This is a genomic window from Streptomyces hawaiiensis, assembly GCF_004803895.1.
Classification (GTDB): Bacteria; Actinomycetota; Actinomycetes; order Streptomycetales; family Streptomycetaceae; genus Streptomyces; species Streptomyces hawaiiensis.
Window position 1 is genome coordinate 1 of the sequence record NZ_CP021978.1, and the last position, 17,441, is coordinate 17,441.

The 17,441-nt window shown below is 67.8% G+C and carries 13 protein-coding genes and 3 pseudogenes; 10 read left to right on the top strand and 6 right to left on the bottom strand.

The genetic code is table 11. The annotated features are described in order from the left end of the window. Nucleotides 1-612: pseudogene (locus CEB94_RS40440) on the bottom strand (tyrosine-type recombinase/integrase); the annotation flags it as partial. Between the two features lie 51 nt (nucleotides 613-663). On the opposite strand from CEB94_RS40440, the gene CEB94_RS00010 reads away from it, so the two are divergent. Then, nucleotides 664-1,426 (top strand): IS5 family transposase gene (locus CEB94_RS00010; RefSeq protein WP_175430207.1). Its coding sequence is split into 2 segments (ribosomal slippage): nucleotides 664-1,011 and nucleotides 1,013-1,426, totalling 762 coding nucleotides; the frame shifts between segments, so codons are not numbered across the junction. 344 nt (nucleotides 1,427-1,770) lie between these two features. Here the strand turns inward: CEB94_RS00010 and CEB94_RS00015 are convergent. Continuing rightward, nucleotides 1,771-1,980, bottom strand: coding sequence for a hypothetical protein (locus CEB94_RS00015; RefSeq protein WP_175430208.1), 210 nt, complete (start codon nucleotides 1,978-1,980; stop codon nucleotides 1,771-1,773). 123 nt (nucleotides 1,981-2,103) lie between these two features. Between CEB94_RS00015 and CEB94_RS00020 the strand changes: the two genes are divergently transcribed. The 9 genes and pseudogenes from CEB94_RS00020 (at nucleotide 2,104) to CEB94_RS00060 (ending at nucleotide 14,190) form a co-directional block, all read left to right on the top strand. Continuing rightward, on the top strand, nucleotides 2,104-5,595 hold the full coding sequence (locus CEB94_RS00020) for an NACHT domain-containing protein (protein WP_175430209.1): 3,492 nt from the start codon (nucleotides 2,104-2,106) through the stop codon (nucleotides 5,593-5,595). A gap of 184 nt (nucleotides 5,596-5,779) precedes the next feature. Further along, nucleotides 5,780-7,206 (top strand): annotated as a pseudogene (locus CEB94_RS00025) (helicase associated domain-containing protein); the annotation flags it as partial. Nucleotides 7,207-7,615: 409 nt separating this feature from the next. Then, nucleotides 7,616-7,765, top strand: coding sequence for a hypothetical protein (locus CEB94_RS00030; protein ID WP_175430210.1), 150 nt, complete (start codon nucleotides 7,616-7,618; stop codon nucleotides 7,763-7,765). 372 nt (nucleotides 7,766-8,137) lie between these two features. Then, the gene (locus tag CEB94_RS00035; protein ID WP_175430211.1) at nucleotides 8,138-8,686 is read left to right on the top strand and encodes an RNA polymerase sigma factor; all 549 of its coding nucleotides are present in this window, start codon (nucleotides 8,138-8,140) and stop codon (nucleotides 8,684-8,686) included. After that, nucleotides 8,683-9,303 carry a hypothetical protein gene (locus tag CEB94_RS40445; RefSeq protein ID WP_246111624.1) on the top strand — a complete coding sequence of 207 codons (621 nt, stop codon included), beginning with the start codon at nucleotides 8,683-8,685 and terminating at the stop codon, nucleotides 9,301-9,303. The genes CEB94_RS00035 and CEB94_RS40445 overlap by 4 nt, the downstream gene beginning before the upstream one ends. 215 nt (nucleotides 9,304-9,518) lie before the next feature. Continuing rightward, a pseudogene (locus CEB94_RS40450) lies at nucleotides 9,519-9,965 on the top strand (helicase associated domain-containing protein); the annotation flags it as partial. Between the two features lie 171 nt (nucleotides 9,966-10,136). Next, nucleotides 10,137-10,793 carry a TnsA-like heteromeric transposase endonuclease subunit gene (locus tag CEB94_RS00050; RefSeq protein WP_246111625.1) on the top strand — a complete coding sequence of 219 codons (657 nt, stop codon included), beginning with the start codon at nucleotides 10,137-10,139 and terminating at the stop codon, nucleotides 10,791-10,793. Nucleotides 10,794-10,855: 62 nt separating this feature from the next. Continuing rightward, complete coding sequence (locus CEB94_RS00055) at nucleotides 10,856-12,952, top strand: transposase (protein WP_425472529.1); 2,097 nt, start codon at nucleotides 10,856-10,858, stop codon at nucleotides 12,950-12,952. Next, nucleotides 12,949-14,190: a helicase associated domain-containing protein gene (locus CEB94_RS00060; protein WP_175430214.1), complete on the top strand. Its 1,242-nt coding sequence runs from the start codon at nucleotides 12,949-12,951 to the stop codon at nucleotides 14,188-14,190. The genes CEB94_RS00055 and CEB94_RS00060 overlap by 4 nt, the downstream gene beginning before the upstream one ends. Nucleotides 14,191-14,290: 100 nt before the next feature. On the opposite strand, the gene CEB94_RS00065 is transcribed toward CEB94_RS00060, so the two are convergent. From CEB94_RS00065 to CEB94_RS00080, 4 genes are all read right to left on the bottom strand, one after another. Next, nucleotides 14,291-15,097 carry a hypothetical protein gene (locus tag CEB94_RS00065; protein ID WP_175430215.1) on the bottom strand — a complete coding sequence of 269 codons (807 nt, stop codon included), beginning with the start codon at nucleotides 15,095-15,097 and terminating at the stop codon, nucleotides 14,291-14,293. Between the two features lie 67 nt (nucleotides 15,098-15,164). Beyond that, on the bottom strand, nucleotides 15,165-15,629 hold the full coding sequence (locus tag CEB94_RS00070) for a hypothetical protein (RefSeq protein WP_175430216.1): 465 nt from the start codon (nucleotides 15,627-15,629) through the stop codon (nucleotides 15,165-15,167). After that, nucleotides 15,626-16,435, bottom strand: a complete 810-nt coding sequence (locus CEB94_RS00075; RefSeq protein ID WP_175430217.1) for a hypothetical protein — start codon at nucleotides 16,433-16,435, stop codon at nucleotides 15,626-15,628. The genes CEB94_RS00070 and CEB94_RS00075 overlap by 4 nt, the downstream gene beginning before the upstream one ends. After that, a complete protein-coding gene (locus CEB94_RS00080; RefSeq protein ID WP_175430218.1) occupies nucleotides 16,420-17,376 on the bottom strand; it encodes a DUF262 domain-containing protein in 957 nt (318 codons plus the stop codon). The genes CEB94_RS00075 and CEB94_RS00080 overlap by 16 nt, the downstream gene beginning before the upstream one ends. Between the last annotated feature and the right edge of the window lie 65 nt (nucleotides 17,377-17,441).

Below are 17,441 nucleotides of genomic sequence, written 5' to 3' on the forward strand. Positions count from 1 at the left end.
CACATGAAGATGCGGGCCCTCCACGGGGCAGCCAAGGGAACGTGACGAGGCCAGGAAATGCAGATCTTCCTGGCGCAGGCCCAGGGCCTCCCCGATCCGCAGGCCGGTCGCGGCGAGCAGCGCGATGAGGAAACGGTCCCGCGCCCGCGGCGTATCCGCGATCATGCGGCGGATCTGCTGCGGGGACAGGTCCTCGTATCCGGGTTCGCTGACCTGGAAACGGAAGGCCGATACCTGAACCTGGCGCCACTGGCCGCGCTCGCCGGCGTCGTAACCGGCCGGCAAGAACCGCAGGAACTTCGGCTCCGACAGCAAGCCCGCCGTCTGCGCGGGGACCCAGCCGTGCAGTGCGCCGAAGCGTAAGAAGTCCGCAACCGCCGTCATCACCGCGTTCGCCGTGCCCTGCGAACGGTAGCGGGGCGCAGCCGTTGCCGGGGAGCGGCGGCTGCGGGCCGGCAGCGGCGAGGTGACCAGCCACTGCTGCAGCCCGGACAGAGCCATGAAACTCGGACGTGACCACTCGATACGGCGCTCGGCGCAGTAGTTCAGATAGAGGGCGAGACGGCCCGCGTAGACCCGTTCCGTGTTCGGTGAGCGGCCCTTGCTGCGCAACCCGGCTAAGACGCCATTTCAGTTGGCGTGATCTTGCGGCAGTCTGGGGTGATGACTGCTGCGCTTGTCGAGCGGATGGCGCCGGAAGACCTGTGGGCGTTGTTCCAGCGGGTGGTGCCGCCGGCGCCGGTTCGCCCTCAGGGTGGAGGGCACCGGCGGCGAGGGGACCGTGAGGTGCTGGCCGCCATTATTTTCGTGGCCACCTCGGGTTGCACCTGGAATCAACTGCCCCCAGGCTTCGGCCTGTCGGGCGTGACGGCCTTCCGCCGGTTCACCGAATGGACCGAGGCCAGGGTGTGGGCCAAGCTTCACCGCCTGGTCCTGGATGAACTCGGTGCCCGAGGTGAGCTGGACTGGTCGCGGTGCGCGATCGACTCGGTCAGTGTCCGGGCCCTCAAGGGGGCAGCTGACGGGACCGAATCCGACCGACCGCGGCAAGAAGGGATCGAAAATCCACCTCATCGTCGACCGCCAGGGCCTGCCCCTGTCGGTCGGCATCTCCGCCGCGAACCTCCACGACAGCCAGGCCCTCATCCCGCTGGTCCGCGGCATCCCACCCATCCGCTCACGTCGCGGCCCTCGACGCCGGCGGCCCACCAAGCTGCACGGCGACAAGGGCTACGACTACCGCCACCTGCGGCGATGGCTCGCTTCTCGCGGCATCCGGCACCGCCTTGCCCGCAAGGGCATCGAGTCGTCCCGGCGTCTGGGCTGGCACCGCTGGGTCGTGGAGCGGACCATGTCCTGGCTGACCGGCTGCCGCCGCCTTCACCGCCGCTACGAACGCAAGCCGGACCACTTCCTCGCCTTCTAAAAACGCACACGCCTCGACATGCAGGTCGTAGGTGCGTGTGTCGGCCACCACCCACCGTTCCACACCCGTCGACGGAGACATCGAACGCTCAGCCACAAAGCTCTGCTCCACCCCCAAACACAACCAAGACCCGTCGGCCACCGAGTCGCGGACCGTCAGACGTCCATACGACCAGGTGACATCCCTGCCAAACACACCACACAGAACAGCGCACTATGGATAATCCCTGTCCTGTAGTCGACGCCCTGGCACTGGCCGCGCTCAAGCGCCGAGGAGTAACGGCGCCCGCCATGGGCGGGCGCCGTTACTCTCGCGTGCACAAGTGGGACAAAGCCATTCTCGGTTCACAGCACCGCGAGGATGAAGGTCAGCAGCGCCAGGGACAGGGTGGCACTGCCCGCGAAGGCCACCGCAGCGCGCAGCAGGGCGGTGGCATAGGTGGCTCCATCGATACGAGCGAGCAGACCGGCCGCTGCTCCTACGAGCGTGCAGAAGAGACCGATGACGGCCAGAAGCAGGGCCAGCAGGAGCAGGTGAGTGGATGAGGTGTTCATGCCTTCTTCCCAGGACAACCGACGACGGGGACTTCGGCGAATTTCGCGGTTCTGGTGTTCACCGGGGTTCAGGGCGAACAAAGATGAACGAAGACGGTCGCGGTGGAGACGGAGAAGCAGGACATGGGGGACGTGAACGAGGATCCGCTCGCGGAACTCGCGCTACGGCTTCGCACCCTCAGGGCGCAGCGGGGTTTGCAGATGGGTGGGTTGCAGCAGCGGACCAGGCTGGGGCGGACAACGGTCAGCCAGGCACTGAACGGGCAAGTGGTACCCACCGAGACCACCCTGGTGGCCCTAGCGAAGGCCCTGGGCACGGATGTGGAGCCATTGCTGGCCCTCCGCGAAGCCGCAGTGCGCATACGGCAGGTCCAAGACTCCTCAGGAGAGGCCGCGCACGGTCGGGACGACGGACCGAGCGACGCCGCCGAGGACGAGCGGGACGCCGACGCCGACCGGGCGCTCGCGACCTACGCGCGCCGCGTCCGGGAGACGTACGGAAGTCTCGACCTGGAGGTCCTCACCCCCGACAACGACCAGAGCACACAGCCGAGCGTCGAGTTGCGCGAGGTCTTCGTCGTGCCGACCGTCCGGGCCGACCCGCCGCCTGTGGAGCTCTCCCGGGAACTCATGGGCCAGCTCCTCAAGGGCGAGGAGCTGGCCGCGGACGGGGAGCTGCCGCCGGGGCTCGACCTGGAGCTGCTCGACTCCCTCATGGAGGCGTACCGCCAGCAGCCCGCCGAGCACGTACTCGATGTCCTCGCCCGGGAGAAAGGCCAGCGGGTCGTGCTCCTCGGCGACCCAGGGGCCGGCAAGTCCACTCTCGCGCACTACCTCGCGCTCGCCCTGACCGGCGGCCTCGGTCCCGACGGGGCCCTCGCCGGCCTCGCGGGCCGAATCCCCCTCATCGTGGAGCTGCGGCACTACGCCCAGCCGGCCTGGCGGCAGCAGACGTTCGCGGAGTTCCTCGCACACCTATGGACCACCGAGGGAATGGGCCTTCCACTCCCCGTCCTGGGCCGGCTTCTCGACGCGGGACGCGTCCTCCTCGTCTTCGACGGGCTCGACGAGATCTTCGACCCCAAGTTCCGGGCGGAGACGGCCCGCCGCATCGCCGGGTTCGCCGCCCACCACCAGCGCTGCCGGGTGATCGTCACATCCCGGGTCATCGGCTACCAGCGGCAGACGCTGGACGGAGCGGGGTTCGCCCACTACATGATCCAGGACCTGGACACCCCTCGTATCCACGAGTTCGCGCGCCGGTGGTACGAGACGGCGTGCCCCGGACAGCCGACGCTCACCGAGCAGCTCCTCACCCGGTTCAAGGACGCGGTCGCCCACTCGCGGTCAGTGCGCGAACTGGCCGGGAACCCGCTCCTGCTGACCATCCTCGTCATCCTCGGCCGCCGGCAGACCCTCCCCCGCGACCGGCACGGGGTGTATCAGCACGCCGTCACCGTGCTCGTCGCCCGCTGGGACCGGGACGCCAAGCATCTGACGGCCCCGCTGTCCGAGCCGGTATCCGAAGCCCTCGACCTGCTCAGCCAGACCGAACGCCTGGAAATGCTGCGGCTCCTCGCCCGCAGAATGCAGGAGGGATCAGGCGGCATCTCGGGCAACTACGTGCCCGAGGCGGACATCGAGGACGTCTTCCGCCAGTACCTCCAGCTCTGCGACGTCCGCCCGGACGTCGCGCGCCGCGCCGCCCGCGCCATGATCCAACAGCTCCGGGAGCGCAACTTCATCCTCGCCCGGTACGGCGGGGGCGCCTGGGGCTTCGTGCACCGCACATTCCTGGAGTACCTGGCCGCGGCGGACATCGTCCACCGCTACGAGCACGAACGGGAGTGGACCCCCGAGGCCCTCGTCTCTGAGGTCCTCGTCCCGAGGGCCGAGGACACCACCTGGCACGAGGTGATCCTGCTGCTCGCCGGGCAGCTCCGGGAGCACGACACCGGGACGCTGGTCGACAGCCTCGTCCGGCCGGCCCCCTTCACCGACCGCAAGGAGCGGCTCGTCCTCGCCCTCCGGGCGCTCGCCGAGGTGAAGAAGATCGGGGCGCTAAGCACCCAGAGCGTCGCGGTGGTCGACGGGATCACCCAGTACCTGAGCGCGAGGGCCGAGAGCTTCGGGACGTTCTTCCTCGACGCGGCGTACTTCGCGGCCGAGAGCGTCACCCCGTCACTCGCCTCCTTCGGTGAGAACTGGGCGGGGCGCGACCGCTATCTGACCTGGTTCCACGTATGGGGTCAGTTCATCGAGTCTCGCGTCCCCGCCCAGCTCGCCGGTGCGCTGCACCGTGACTTTCCCGCCGTCATCGCGTACGCGCGGTTCGCCTGGTCCACGAACGCCCGCGCCGGAGCCCTCGCCGTCCTGGGCGAACGGTGGCCGGCGAGCGCCACCGTCACGGAGGCGATCAAGACGAGTGCCGTGCATGACGAGGTCATTGTCCGCATCGCCGCCCTGCAGGCCTTGGGCGTCCGCCCGGTCGAACGCGAACGGGCTGCGGAGCTGCGGCTGTTCCTCCAGGCCCGCGCCGTCGGCGATCCCACGCCAGGTGCGCGCAAGGCGGCGCTGAGCTGTCTGGCGCGCCGCCACCCGGACGACGAGACGGTGCGCTTCCTTCGGTGGCGGGCGCGGGAGGACGTCTTCGACGCGGTACGGGCCACGGCGGCGGAGTTGCGGGCCGAGTTAGTGTCGGAACCGAAGGACGAGGGCGGCGGGGCGCGCCCAGTTCCCGCACCGCGTCACCCCGTCGACGCTCCCTGGAGAGACGACACCATGTTCGGCTCCAAGTTGACTGCGGGAACGGCGATGGCGGCCTGGCGGTCCCGCCAGTACTACCAGCTCAGCACGCTGCTCGACCGCCAAGAGCTGATCGGCAGCCGGGAGATGCTGACCTCGTGGCTGCAGAGGCATCCCGAGGACCTCCGGTTGCTGATGCGGGATGCCCTAAGCCTCGCGCCCGCCCCTCGCGAAAGGGCCGCGGAGACCGCTCTGCGCGCCATCGGCCACAGCCTCAGCACCGAGGCGCGGGACTTCCTCATCGACTGCTGCCGGTCCTCCTGCCACATCCGCCTGCGGCGGACCGCGATGCATGTGCTCGGCGAGATCTGGGGCGGCGATCCCGCGGTGACGGCCGCGCTCCTGGAAAGCGCGAAACGCGGTCCGGGCCCCGAACTGCGGGTGGCTGCCCTCCAGGAGCTGACCGAGCACTGCATACACCTCCCGGAGGTCCGTGAGCTGCTGTACCACTGCGCGTCCGCCGATCGCGATCCCGTGGTATGCGACCACGCCCTGCGCTGGATGGCGCAGTGGTGGCCCGACCATCCGAAATACACCGCTCTCTTTGTCACCGACCCGCGAGCAGCGGACGCACCCGAACCCGAGCGGCGTGCCGTGTTGCTCCAAGGGCTCGCCGCAGGCGGGCACGAGGCGGAGTTCGAGCGGCAGCTCGCCGGTGAGGAGGTGCCCTGGATCCAGAGCCAGATGCGGCACGTCGAGCGGCTGCGGACGGCTCCCGCAGCCGCGGCCCCCTCCGTCTTCCACGAGCGGCTGCTGACCGGCCTGCGGAGGCTCCTCAAGGCCCGGGCCCGGGCCGGGAACGCAGGCTGAGCCGCCACGCCGCCCGGCTGGCACCAAAAAATGCGGGCACGGCGAAGCACACCGAAGCAACACCGGACTGAGCAGCCCGCTCCCACGGCAAGCACGTACGGGACTTCTCAGACGAACGGAAAACCCGTGTGCTTCGCCGCCGCGGCCAGAACAAACGTCCCTTGCACTCCACTACCTCTAGATAATCGACATCACCGGCGAAAGCGCGGGGTGGAGGCGATCTGCTTCGCCGACACCCGCGGCTCGCAGGTCGAAATCGTGCAGAACATCGGCCGCGCACTCAGGTTGAACAAGGACGGCAGCACGAAGGTGGCCAGGATCATCGTGCCCGTCTTCCTGGAGCCCGGCGAGGACCCGACGGACATGGTCGCCTCCGCCAGTTTCCGCCCCCTTGTAGCGGTCCTCCAGGGCCTGCGCAGTCATGATGAACGACTCGTTGAGCAGCTCGCCTCCCGTGCCCTCAGCAGCGGGAAGCGCAAGTTGCACGTCCGGCGCGATGAGGAGGGCCGGATCGTCGGCGCGGACGGCGAGGGCGACGGCGAGGACCAGGAGCACGACGACACCCAGGCCGCCGCCGAATCAGCCCTGCTCCACTTCTCCACTCCCCGCGACGCGTCGACGATCGCCGCTTTCCTGCGCACCCGCGTCTACCGGCCGGAGTCGCTGGTGTGGCTGGAGGGCTACCGAGCCCTGCTCCGCTGGCGGAAGCAGAACAAGATCACCGGCCTCTACGCCGTCCCCTACGACACCGAGACGACGGTGGGCGTCACGAAGGACTTCCCGCTGGGCAGGTGGGTGCACCAGCAGCGCAAGGCACTGCGGGCCGGGGAACTGGAGCCGCGACGCAAAGAGCTGCTGAACGCCCCCGAGGCCGGGATGGTCTGGGAGCCCGGCGACGAGGCGTGGGAAGCCAAGCTCGCCGCGCTGCGCTCCTACCGGCAGGCCACCGGGCATCTCGCCCCCAGGCAGGACGCCGTGTGGGGCGAGAGCGAGGCCGAGGGCCTGGTGCCCATCGGGCAGCACATGGCCAACCTCCGCAGGAAAGGCGGCCTCGGGAAGGACCAGGAGCGGGCGGCAGAGCGCGCAAAGCAGCTGGCCGCGATCGACCCCGACTGGAACTGCCCCTGGCCACTCGACTGGCAACGCCACTACCGCGTCCTCGCCGACCTCGTCGACGCCGACGGCCACCTGCCCGACATCGCACCTGGCGTCCTGATGGACGGCGACGACATCGGACGATGGCTCGCACGGCAACGCGAGGCGAGCACCTGGGCGCAGCTGTCCACCGAGCAACAGGAACGGCTGTCCCAGCTGGGGGTGGAGCCGCTTGAGGCCCCGTCACCCGCTCCGGCGGCCCAACGCGCGGCGAAGGGGCCGAGCAAGGCACAGCAGGCGTTCCAGCGCGGACTTACAGCCCTCGCGCAGTGGGTGGAACGGGAAGGGCATCGGCCTGTACCGCGCAGCCACGCTGAGGAAATCGCCGTCGACAGGGAAGCGGAGCCCGTGGTCGTGAAGCTGGGTGTATGGATCTCGAACACCAAATCGAGGCGCGGCAAGCTCACCCAGGAACAACTCGACGCACTGCGGAAGCTGGGCATGGAGTGGGCATGACGCTGTCGGCGGGCGCAGGGCCGGGAGCGGAGCGTCATGCTCTCGGCCGCGCCTGAGTGGGCAAGCCCCTGGGGCTGCTGCTTAATGCCTCCGTCAGCGCTGGAACACTCTCCGCATACACCGTCTAGTAGGGCCTGGTGGTCGGCGCCGCGCAGCAGGTGGTGCAGGCGGTGGCGAACCGTCACCACCACAGAGCTCTCGGGCTCCGGGGCGAGGCTGAGCAGGCAACCGACGTGCAGGCGCCGTCGGCGCCGAATGGGGCGTCGGTGATGCCGGCGTAGTCGTGTCGGGGATCTGACTGGCATTCAGGCATCCGGTCCCGGGGTCCTGCGCCGTGTATGTGGGTGGAGGACAAACAGTTCCGTGCCCTCCGACGCATGTTCGCCCACGATGCCTTGGAGGCAGTCCAGTGCCCAGCAACGAGCGCACGCCCATCGCGATCGCGGTGATGGGTGCGGCCTTCGCCACTTACCTCGCGATTTCCAGTCCGGCCCTCGTCCCGGCCATCACCCTCGGCGTGGCCGCCTTCGTGGCGCTCCTAGCGTTCTTGAAGTTGTAGTGCCGCGCCAAGCGCTGGGCCTCCAGCGCGGCGGCGTGCGGCGTGCAGTTCCTTCTGGACCTGACGCCGGAGGCGACCGCGCTGGAGGCCGCTCATGCGCGCATCTGTGGGGCTGAAGCCGCCCCACAGATGCATCTGCCCGGCGGGTGGACTGACCTGCGGTTTCAAGGAACTTGGAAAAAGTCGGTCCGCGGGCATCCGGATTCAGGCCCTTCCAGCGTGTAGGTGGGTGAAGGCGCTGCCTTCACCGCTGAAGACACCTCACAGAAGGGAGCTGAGCCCGATGGCTTGGCCTGAGATCCCGTGGGAGGCCGGTGTATACACCGCCCGCCACGGTACGCCGCCGCGGGCGATGTGTGGTCGGAGGTCACCGTGACCGAAGAAGCGTACTCGCCCGCTTTTGATAGTGATCCGAACAACAGGTTCACGACTCTGAGACGTCCTCTCATGTCGGCAGCCATGGCGAAATCATCTGACCGGAACTTCGCTGAAGATGCGGTTCAGATCACCATGGAAAAAGTATTCAAACGATTTCCGGACCTGGGTCTCATCAGTGACAGTCGACTAGTTCAGTACAGTCGTAAGGTCCTGTCTCACGTAATCGTTGACGAATTCAGGAATAACAAGAAGCTCCCCATTATCCCGGTTCCCCCGGAGGTTCTCCCTGAGGGGACTTCATCAATCGGAATTCCGGAGTCAGTTCTCGTTGCTGAACTCCGAGCCGAGATTTACAAGTTCATCACCGAGTTGCCCAATGCTCAACGGAAGGTTGTTGACCTCGCTATTGTGAGAGAACTTCCGTTGGAGGAAGTGGCAGAGGAGATGGACGTCGAAGTGGACACCGTCCGGAGGTATCTCGGGGCGGCCCGTCGACGGTTGGAGAAGGCAATGGTTGCGTCATCCGAGGAGGTGTCAGCATGAGCAGTTGGATGTTCGATGAGGAGCGCGAAGCGTTCGGACGCCTGGTCCTGCTGGAGCTCTTTGACCAGGCATTGCGCGAGGAAAACCGGTTGGGTGAGGTCTCTTACCTCACCCTCAACCAGGAGGGCCGGCCTTCGGGCCGGCCCCCGGCCGGGGCCTGCCTCGTGACGGTTGAAAACCCGCTTCGGGTGCGGGACCTGCTGCGCGACCGGCGTCAGCGGGATCGACTGTGCGAGCTCTTCAAGCTGCTCAACAAAGACACGAAAAACCAACTAGAGCCCGCCGAAGAAAGAAGAGTCGCCGAAATCGCCGAGGCTTTTGGTGATCTTAAGGCTGCTTACGGTTGGTGGCGAAGGGCTGCTGCCAGCGGCGACGAGGACGCGAAAGACTATGTAGAGATCCTAGAAGAGGAGTTGGGGGTGAGCGATGTTCCAGACGATGCGGCTACATCTAGAAGGCTGTTTCGCGAACACTTCACTGTCCCTCAGGTACGACTCTTGAGGCGTTTCTGCAGTCGTGAGCAAATCGCGGAAGCTGAACTGAACGATCTATTCGGGGAGATCGAGCAGTTCCTTTCCAACCCAGACCAAGTCGCGGACGGTGGAAGGCGTATTTGAGCGAACCTCATTGGTGATCCCTGAACTCTCTCCATGAGAGGGAGTGGGTGAGAACTTCAGCGATGCGGCGGCTACCTCTTGGCAGAGGTAGCCGCCGCGGCCGTTCCGGCAGCACTCAGCAAGGACCGCGAGACAAACAAGGCGATGGTCGGCGCGGTCCTACCGGCGGGCCACAGGAACCTCGCCCCAGGGCAGGTGGAGCGAGGGCGAGGTTCGCCGACCTCGTCGACGCCGACGGCCGCCTGCCCGACATCGCACCCGGCGTCCTCTTCGGCGGCGACGACATCGGACGATGGCTCGCACGGCAACGCGACGCGAGTACCTGGGCGCAGTTGTCCACCGAGCAGCAGGAACGGCTGTCCCAGCTGGGGGTGAAGCCCGTCCAGCCGTCATCTTCGGCCCCGGCGGCCACCCGCGCGACGAAGCCGGGCAAGGCGCAGCAGGCGTTCCAGCGCGGCCTGGCTGCCCGCACGCAGTGGGTGGAACGGGAAGGTCACCGGCCTGTACCGCGCGGCCACGCTGAGGAGATCACGGTCGACGGCGCGACGGAGCCGGTGGCCGTGAAGCTGGGCGTCTGGGTATAGAACACCAAATCGAGGCGCGACAAGCTCACCCAGGAGCAGCTGAATGCGTTGCGGGAGCTGGGCGTCACATGGGCGTGACGGAGTAGGTCGCCATGTGCCCATTACCTGATGGGATGCTCGTCAGTTGATGGTGCGTGTGGCAGCAAGGCTCCTCGGCGCACCTGGCGGTCGCTGATCCAGGTTCGTACAGCGCCCGTTTCCTGGATCCGTACGGTGGAGAACAGCTGATGCCGTGGGGCGAGGCCGCTCGTGTCGTTTCGTCTGGAGGACTGCGGTCCGGTACGTCCGTTTCCCCTGCGGTCTGGCCGTCGTTTCGCGCCGGGCTGGTGGTGGTCGGCTACCACCGGGCGGCTGGTGCACTACGGGTCGGGTGTCATGCGCGCCCAGGTGATGCTGCTGGACCGTGATCCTTCGGTCACGGCGATGGCATGCCGCCCTGTGGAGCTGTCCTGGCGGGGATCTGAGGGGTCCGGGGTGTCGCATGTGCCGCATCTGATGGCGCGGTTCAGCGACGGCGGCGGTCTGCTGCTCGACTGTGCCGGACGAGGGGAGATCTCTCCCCGGCTCGCACACCGTGCTGACGTCATGGCAGCGGCGGCACGTGCGGTGGGATGGCAGTACCGGGTCGCCTCGCCTCCCGAACCGGTTGTCGCCGCCAACCTGGGCTGGCTGTCGGGATACCGGCACCCTCGCTACCGGGACACCGCGCTCTTGGAAGAGGCGGTGCAGGTCTTTGCCCGTCCTCGGCCGCTGATCGAAGGGGCACGTGACCTCGGGGACACCATCAGGGTTCTCCCGGCCCTCTTCCATGCCCTATGGACCGGGTCGCTGTCAGCCCCGCTGAACGAGCCCTTGCATGAACGGGTGACCGTGACAGCAGGCCCGGGCGAGGGGGCGTCTGCGTGACGGCGGCAGTACTCGATGTGGGGAGCCAGGTGCGGTTCGAGGACCGCTCCTGGACGGTGGTGATGCTCGAAGGGGCCCGTGCCAGGTTGGTCGACTCGGACAACTCCCCGGCGACGGTGCTAGTGAGCTATCTGTTCGCCGCTCCTGACTTCGAACTCGTCGGAGCGGCCCGCCCTCAGGTGCCTCCGTTCGGGCTCCTGGAGGAACTGCCTGTGCAGGCACGTGAGCGTGCTGAGGCCTGGGAGCGGCACGTGTGCGAGGTGGAGACCGGCCTTCCGGTGCCGGGGCAGGGCGGTGTGCCGCGGGCGGAGTTCGATCCGGCGCAGCGGACTGTGGCGGAACGGGAGGAGGCCAAGGCAGCGGAGTTGACCGTGGCGGGGCAGCAGACGAGTGCGGTGACCGTGCGGCGGATGCGGGCCCGTTACCGCGAGAAGGGGCTGTGGGGGCTGGTCGACCAGCGCACGGCGCGTAGGCGTTCTGTGGTGGGACGGGCCGATGAGCGTGTGGTCGCTGCGATCACTCAGGTGCTGGAGGCGCAGCGGGAACGCTCCAGTGGCACGCTGAGCCGGCTGCGGCGCATGGTCGGGTGGGTTCTGGAGGAAACCCATGGTCCCGGCGCGGTGGAGGTGCCGCCGGTGACGACGTTCAACCGGCTGGTGCACGCGCTCGCCGACGGCCACGGGCTGCTGGGGTCGGCGGCACAGCAGCGGCGGCGCACGTCGCGGCCGGCCCCTCCCTTCACCCCGACCGTGGCGCTGCGGCCGGGTGAGCTGGTGATGCTGGACAGTACGCCGCTGGATGTGCTGGTGGTGCTCGCCGAGGGGGTGACGGGGTCGGTCGAGTTATCGATCGCGTTGGACGTGGCAACGCGCAGTATCTGTGCCGCGGTGGTGCGTCCGGTGGGCACAAGATCGGTGGACGCGGCGGTGCTGCTGGCGCAGATGGTCACGCCCATGCGGATGCGCCCGGGGTGGGAGACGGCGCTGGCGATGTCCCGGTCAGTCATCCCCTATGAGCGGCTGGTGTCGTTGGATGCGCGGCTGGAAGGGGCAGCGGCCCGGCCGGTGATCATGCCGGAGACGGTGGTGGTCGATCAAGGTGCGGTGTTCGTCTCCCATTCCTTCATTGCCGCGTGCGAGAGCCTGGGGGTGTCCGTTCAGCCCGCGCCGCCGGCCAACGGCCCGGCCAAGGGCCATGTCGAGCGGACGTTCCGCACCATCGGGGACCGGTTCTCCCAGTACGTGGCCGGCTACAGCGGCTCGGATGTCACCCGGCGCGGCACGCGCGTTGAGGACGAGGCGTGCTGGACGCTTGCGCAGGTGCAGGACCTGCTGGATGAGTGGCTGGTCACCGACTGGCAGCACCGCCCGCACGCCTCGCTGCGCCATCCGCTGGCACCGAAGCTCGCCCTGTCGCCGAACGAGATGTGGGGCGCGCTCGTGGGAGTCACCGGCTATATCCCGGTGCCGCTGAGCGCGGACGACTACATCGAGCTCATGCCCATCAAGCGGGTGGCCATCAACGACTACGGCATCCGCTTCGACTACCGCACCTACGACCACAAGGTCCTCAATCCGCACCGCAGCAACCGGTCGGGCGCGCCGGACGGCAGATGGGAGGTGCACCACAACCCCTACGACCCCCATCAGATCTGGGTGCGGCTGCCCACCGGGTGGGAAGAGGTGCCGTGGATCCACCGCGGCTGTGTCAGCCTGCCCTTCACCGACTTCACCTGGCAGCACGTCCGTGCCGCAGTCGAGCGCCGCGGCGACCGCGTCGAGCACGAGCGGCAGCTCGCCCAGGCCCTGGACCGCCTCCTGCGGCGTGCGAGCAACGGTGCCGGGACCCGCCGCGAGCAGACGGTGGCGGCGCGCGCCAGCGCAGCAGCGTCCCTGGCCCGACCGGCCGTGCCGCAGGCGGCCCCGGACCCCGTGGCGGCTCCGACCCTCTCCTACGGCCTGGTGGGTGCCTTCACACCGCTGGAAGAAGAGGATCAGCAAGGGGAGACAGGGTTCGAGGACGGCTGGGACGAGGACGACGACCTGCCCGGCCCCGCTGACGTCGATGAGCCTGCCGGAGACGAACAGCCGGACTCCTCAGCCAAAGTTCCGCGTCCCTCTCGGATCTATGACGCCTACCAGGAAGCAGCACAGTGGTGACAGACGCCCCTGCCGACAGCACCCTTCACGACGGAGCGAGGGCTGCGGCGTACGCACCGCCGACCACGCGGGACGGCTGGCAGCAGTTCGTCGCCACTCCCCCGCTCCACCCCCGCCAGCAGCACCTCCTCGCAGACCTGGGCCTCACCGCCGAAGGCGCCCGTGCCGCCCGGCCCCGCCGCATCCCCCAAGCCGCAGCCTTCGCGGCCGGTCTCGCCCACGCCCGCGCCTGGGCCCAGCAACACGGCAACCTCGCCGTCCCCGAACCCGCCCGCCACGACGGCTACCGCCTCGGCACCTGGCTGCGCACGCAACGTCGCCGCGCCAGCCGAGGAAAACTGCCCGCCGACCGCATCAAAGCCCTGGAAGCCATCGATCCCCACTGGAACCCGGCGGGAGGACTGCGCTGGCGCCAGGCCTACCTCACCGCCTGCACGCATACCACCGGCCGATCCCCGGCCACCACGGCCGATTTCAACGCGCTCCCAGCCGACACAGCGAAATGGCTGTTCACCCAGTGCTCCAGCTACGACAACCTCCAACCCGAGCAGCAACAGCAGCTCGCCGGCATCGGCCTCACCAGCGAACGGGCCCGCGCGCTGGCGCCACCACCGAAACCTCCCCAACCAACCCGCCCAGCCCGCCCACGGCTGAAGAACCCGCCCTCGGCCGTCGCCGCCGGCCTGCCGTACGCCCGGTCGTGGGCCGCCCAACACGGCAACCTCTCCTCAGCCGGCTACCGCACCGAACACGACGGCTTCCCCCTGGGATGGTGGCTGTACAAACAACGCCGAGCCGCCGGGGCCCACGTGAAACGCACCGGCCGGCCCTGGCCCCACAACCCGCCACTCACCGCGCTCGACCCGTGGTGGAACCCACCCTGGCGCGCCACCTGGAACCACAGCTGGCACCAAGCCCACACCTGCTACAGCACCGGCATGCCCTTCCCCAACCAGACCACCAAATGGATCCGCACCCAACAACGCACCTGGGACCAGCTCCACCCCCACCAACAACACCTGATGGGCACCATCGGCATCCACGGCCCCACACCCCTGCACCGCTACAACAGCCACCCAGCGAACCTGACCGACCAGCCAACAGAACTGATCAACACCCACGAAACCAACCCAGAGCAGCAAACCCGCAGTTCACAGGCCCACCCAGCCGGGGCCCGCAAGCAACGCCCGCCACCTCGCCAGCACACACCACACCGCCAGACCCAACCAACCAACTGATCAGCCCAGCTCAACCCTCCGGCCACCGATCAGAAAGAACGAACCACGACAGGAAAGATGGAAATGGTGGAATCCTGCGGCAGCTCCGCCTGCGCCCGCTTCAGCGCCTCGTAGACCAGCACTTCCTCACGGGAGTCGAAGACGAAGCCGTCCCGGTTGAGGGTGGGGCTGTTCTCTTGGCACGTGCCCTAGATGCCTGGTTGGATGCTGTTCCCGCAGTCAGTCGCTCCTGCAGGATCTGCCGCCAGTGTCCATCGATCTCGGGGAGCGCGGGTGCGGCGGTGATGCCGCCGATGTCCAGGCCGTGCCGCCCCGCCACATGTTCGAACACCGGCTGGATCGCTGCGGTGACCTCTTCGGTGAACCGGGGGACGAGGTAGGGGGGCACGATGAGGACGGCGTCCTCCCAGTCCCCGAATCGGTTGCCGGGCACCAGTTCCACGTCTTCCACATCCGACAATAGGGCAGCAGCCCGGCTGTTGCCCTGCTCGTACATCAGGAACGCGGTCTGCGCCAGGACGAGTTGCAGGGTGGACGCCGCGGATTCGCCTGGCTGAGGCGAGGGGTCCGCGGTCGTGACGGCGACAGACACATGTACCTGCGCGGCCTGGCCTTCCGGCACGGAGTGGGCGAGGGAAGGCGGTGTTTTCCCCTGCACGACCAGCTCGATGGCGGGCGGGGGATTGAGAAGTTCTGCAAGCGCATCCTCGAGTACCCCGCGCGAACCCGAGCTGATGAAGTTGTCGTACGCGCCCTGATTGTTCCAGCTCAGCGTCAGCGTGGTGCCGTCGTAGGAGAGGACGTTCGCATTCTGCCCCAGGAGGATCCAGGCGAACCGCCGTCGGTTCCTGACCACTTCCAGGAGCTTCGGCCACAACTCGTGCATGCCGGCCGTCTTGTCCGCCATTCCGCCTCCCCACGTTCTGTTCCACCGCCAGCGTACGAGCAGACGCCGACAAGACCGTGCGCCTGAGCTACAGGGCTCCGGACGCCACGGCGCGGTCGCGCAGAGTTCGCAGGCTGGTGCGCACCCCTTGCTCGTCTTCGATGTGCCATTCGTTCATGCCCTGGCAGGTCTTGGTGCCGCGGGCGACAGCGCCGGCCTCGTCGACCCGCCCGTACGGGGTGCCTCCGGTGGCAGTGAGGATGATGCCGCCGTCTTCGTCGATGGTGGCCCAGTGGTCGGTGGAGCGGTAGGTGAGCACGATCCTCGTGCCGCCCGTGAGGATCCGGGCTGCGACCATTCTGGCGACATCCGTGCGGCGGCGCCCTGCAGCGGGCCTGCGGCGCGCGGCGACCACGGGCCTGATCTGAGCAGTCGGCTCGTTGGAGCCGGACGCGCTGGGCAAGGTGACGGGCAGGCCGAGGCGCTCCGGGTTCCAGATGTGCTCGAGCAGGCTCAGATACAGTTCCTGGCGGGTCTGGACGACGGAGGTCATCGCCTCCCGGGGTCCGAACGGTCTGAGGACCTTGTCAAGCTTGTGGGTCTTGATGAACTCGCGCAGCAGGGGATTCCGTTGGTCGTAGCCGGGGGCGATAATGCCCAGCAGGACGTTGCTGCGGGCGTAATAGGCGGCCTTTCCGTTGAGGGGCAGGTCGTTGATGCTGGAGTTCTCGCGCCCCATGAGCAGCCGAGGCCGCCCAGTTGGTTGCGGCGGCTGCGGAAGACAACCGGGTCGGGTATCTCCTCCTCCACACGGTGGTGGTGGTTGGCCCACAAGTGCTCGATGTGGAACCGTTCCCGGTCGAGGTAGGCGAGCACGTCGTGCGGCCGCTGGCAGGCCTCTTCGACGTAAGCGGTGGCCCGAGCCAGCAGGTAGCGGATCTGGTGGGCGTTGTTGCCGCGCAGTCCCAGGGTGGCCGCATCGCGTATCGAGCCCCCGTCGTGGGTGACGCGATCGCCCAGCGCGGAGGCGACGTCGGCCGTGGTACGGCACTTGCGCAGGAGCGGAACGAGCGTGTCATGGACCAGGGAGTTGGAGTCCGCTGACTGCACAGGCAGGTCCTGCAGGACTCTGAGGGCGTACCAGCGGTCCATGTAGACAGCGACCAGACGGCCCTTGTCCTTGGCGTCGGAGGGCCGGTCGTCGGGATCGATGGCGGCGAGGATGGCGATGGCCTGGCAGCTGAGTCCGTTGCGTTCGTTGAAGAGCACCGTCTCCAGGCGGTCGCCGCCTGTCTTGAGTGCTCGGCTGGCGGCGAGGAACGGCCGAAACAGTCTGGCCGACTTCAGCAGGTCCTGCACGAAGTGCAGAAAGTTACTGGGACGTTCGGGTACCAGTCCCAGGTAAGCGGCGTTGTGGCGGACCCACACATTGAGGTTGCTGTCGATCTGCCGGCGGTCGTCTTCCCGGCCCTCACGTGCGCAGCGGGCCATAAGGAAGGCTTTGATGAAGCGGGAAGCGGCGGTGGGTCCTCCCGGTCAGTGGCCAGTTCCCGCAGCATCTCGTGCCATTGGGTGTTGAGGTGGTCTTCGTTCGCTCCGACGTGGGAGAGCAAGTGGCTCTTCAGAAGGTCCACGGCGGTGAGGCGGGCGCCACGGTCGTTCATCGTCTCGAACATCCGGTAGCCATGATCGGAGCTGGCCGCCCGGATTCCGACCAGGACCACCCGGTCCAGCAGCCACTCGGTGAACCGGGGGAGGTTCTCCGCATCGAGCTCTTCCGCGAGCTGGGATTCGATCTGCTGGCTACGTGCCCACAAGTTGCGACGGGAGAGGGAGTCCCCCACGCCCGTTTCGTACTTGCGGGCCTCAGCGACCGCCCTCAAGACGGGCTCGTGATCGGTGATGCCGAGCGCGAAATGTTCTCCGTCGATCGTGATCACCCGGTTGAGCCGGTCGACCGCCCTGGCGTCCCCACGCTCCTGCGCCGAAAGCCGCAGCTGCAGGAAGAGCAGATGCAGCGTGACGAACCGCTGCTGCCCGTCGACGAGATAGCGCCGGTTCTTCGACGGCTCGTAGTAGACGAACGGCCCCAGGAAGTACTGCGGTGCGGTGTGCGGCCGGCGCAGGTACGCCGGATCCGTCGACCAGTTCCTGAACGATCCACACAGATCCCGCAGCAGGGTGCGGATTTCGTCCTCGCCCCAGGTGTAGTCACGCTGGTAATAGTCGATCTCATAGGTCACTTCACGGAACAGTTCCTTCAGGCAGAAGCCCTGGGACCTGATCTCGTCCGAACCCATGACACCACTCCCACCTGCCCGGTTATCTACTCATGCTCCCAACTCCCCCGGTTCCCGTACAGATA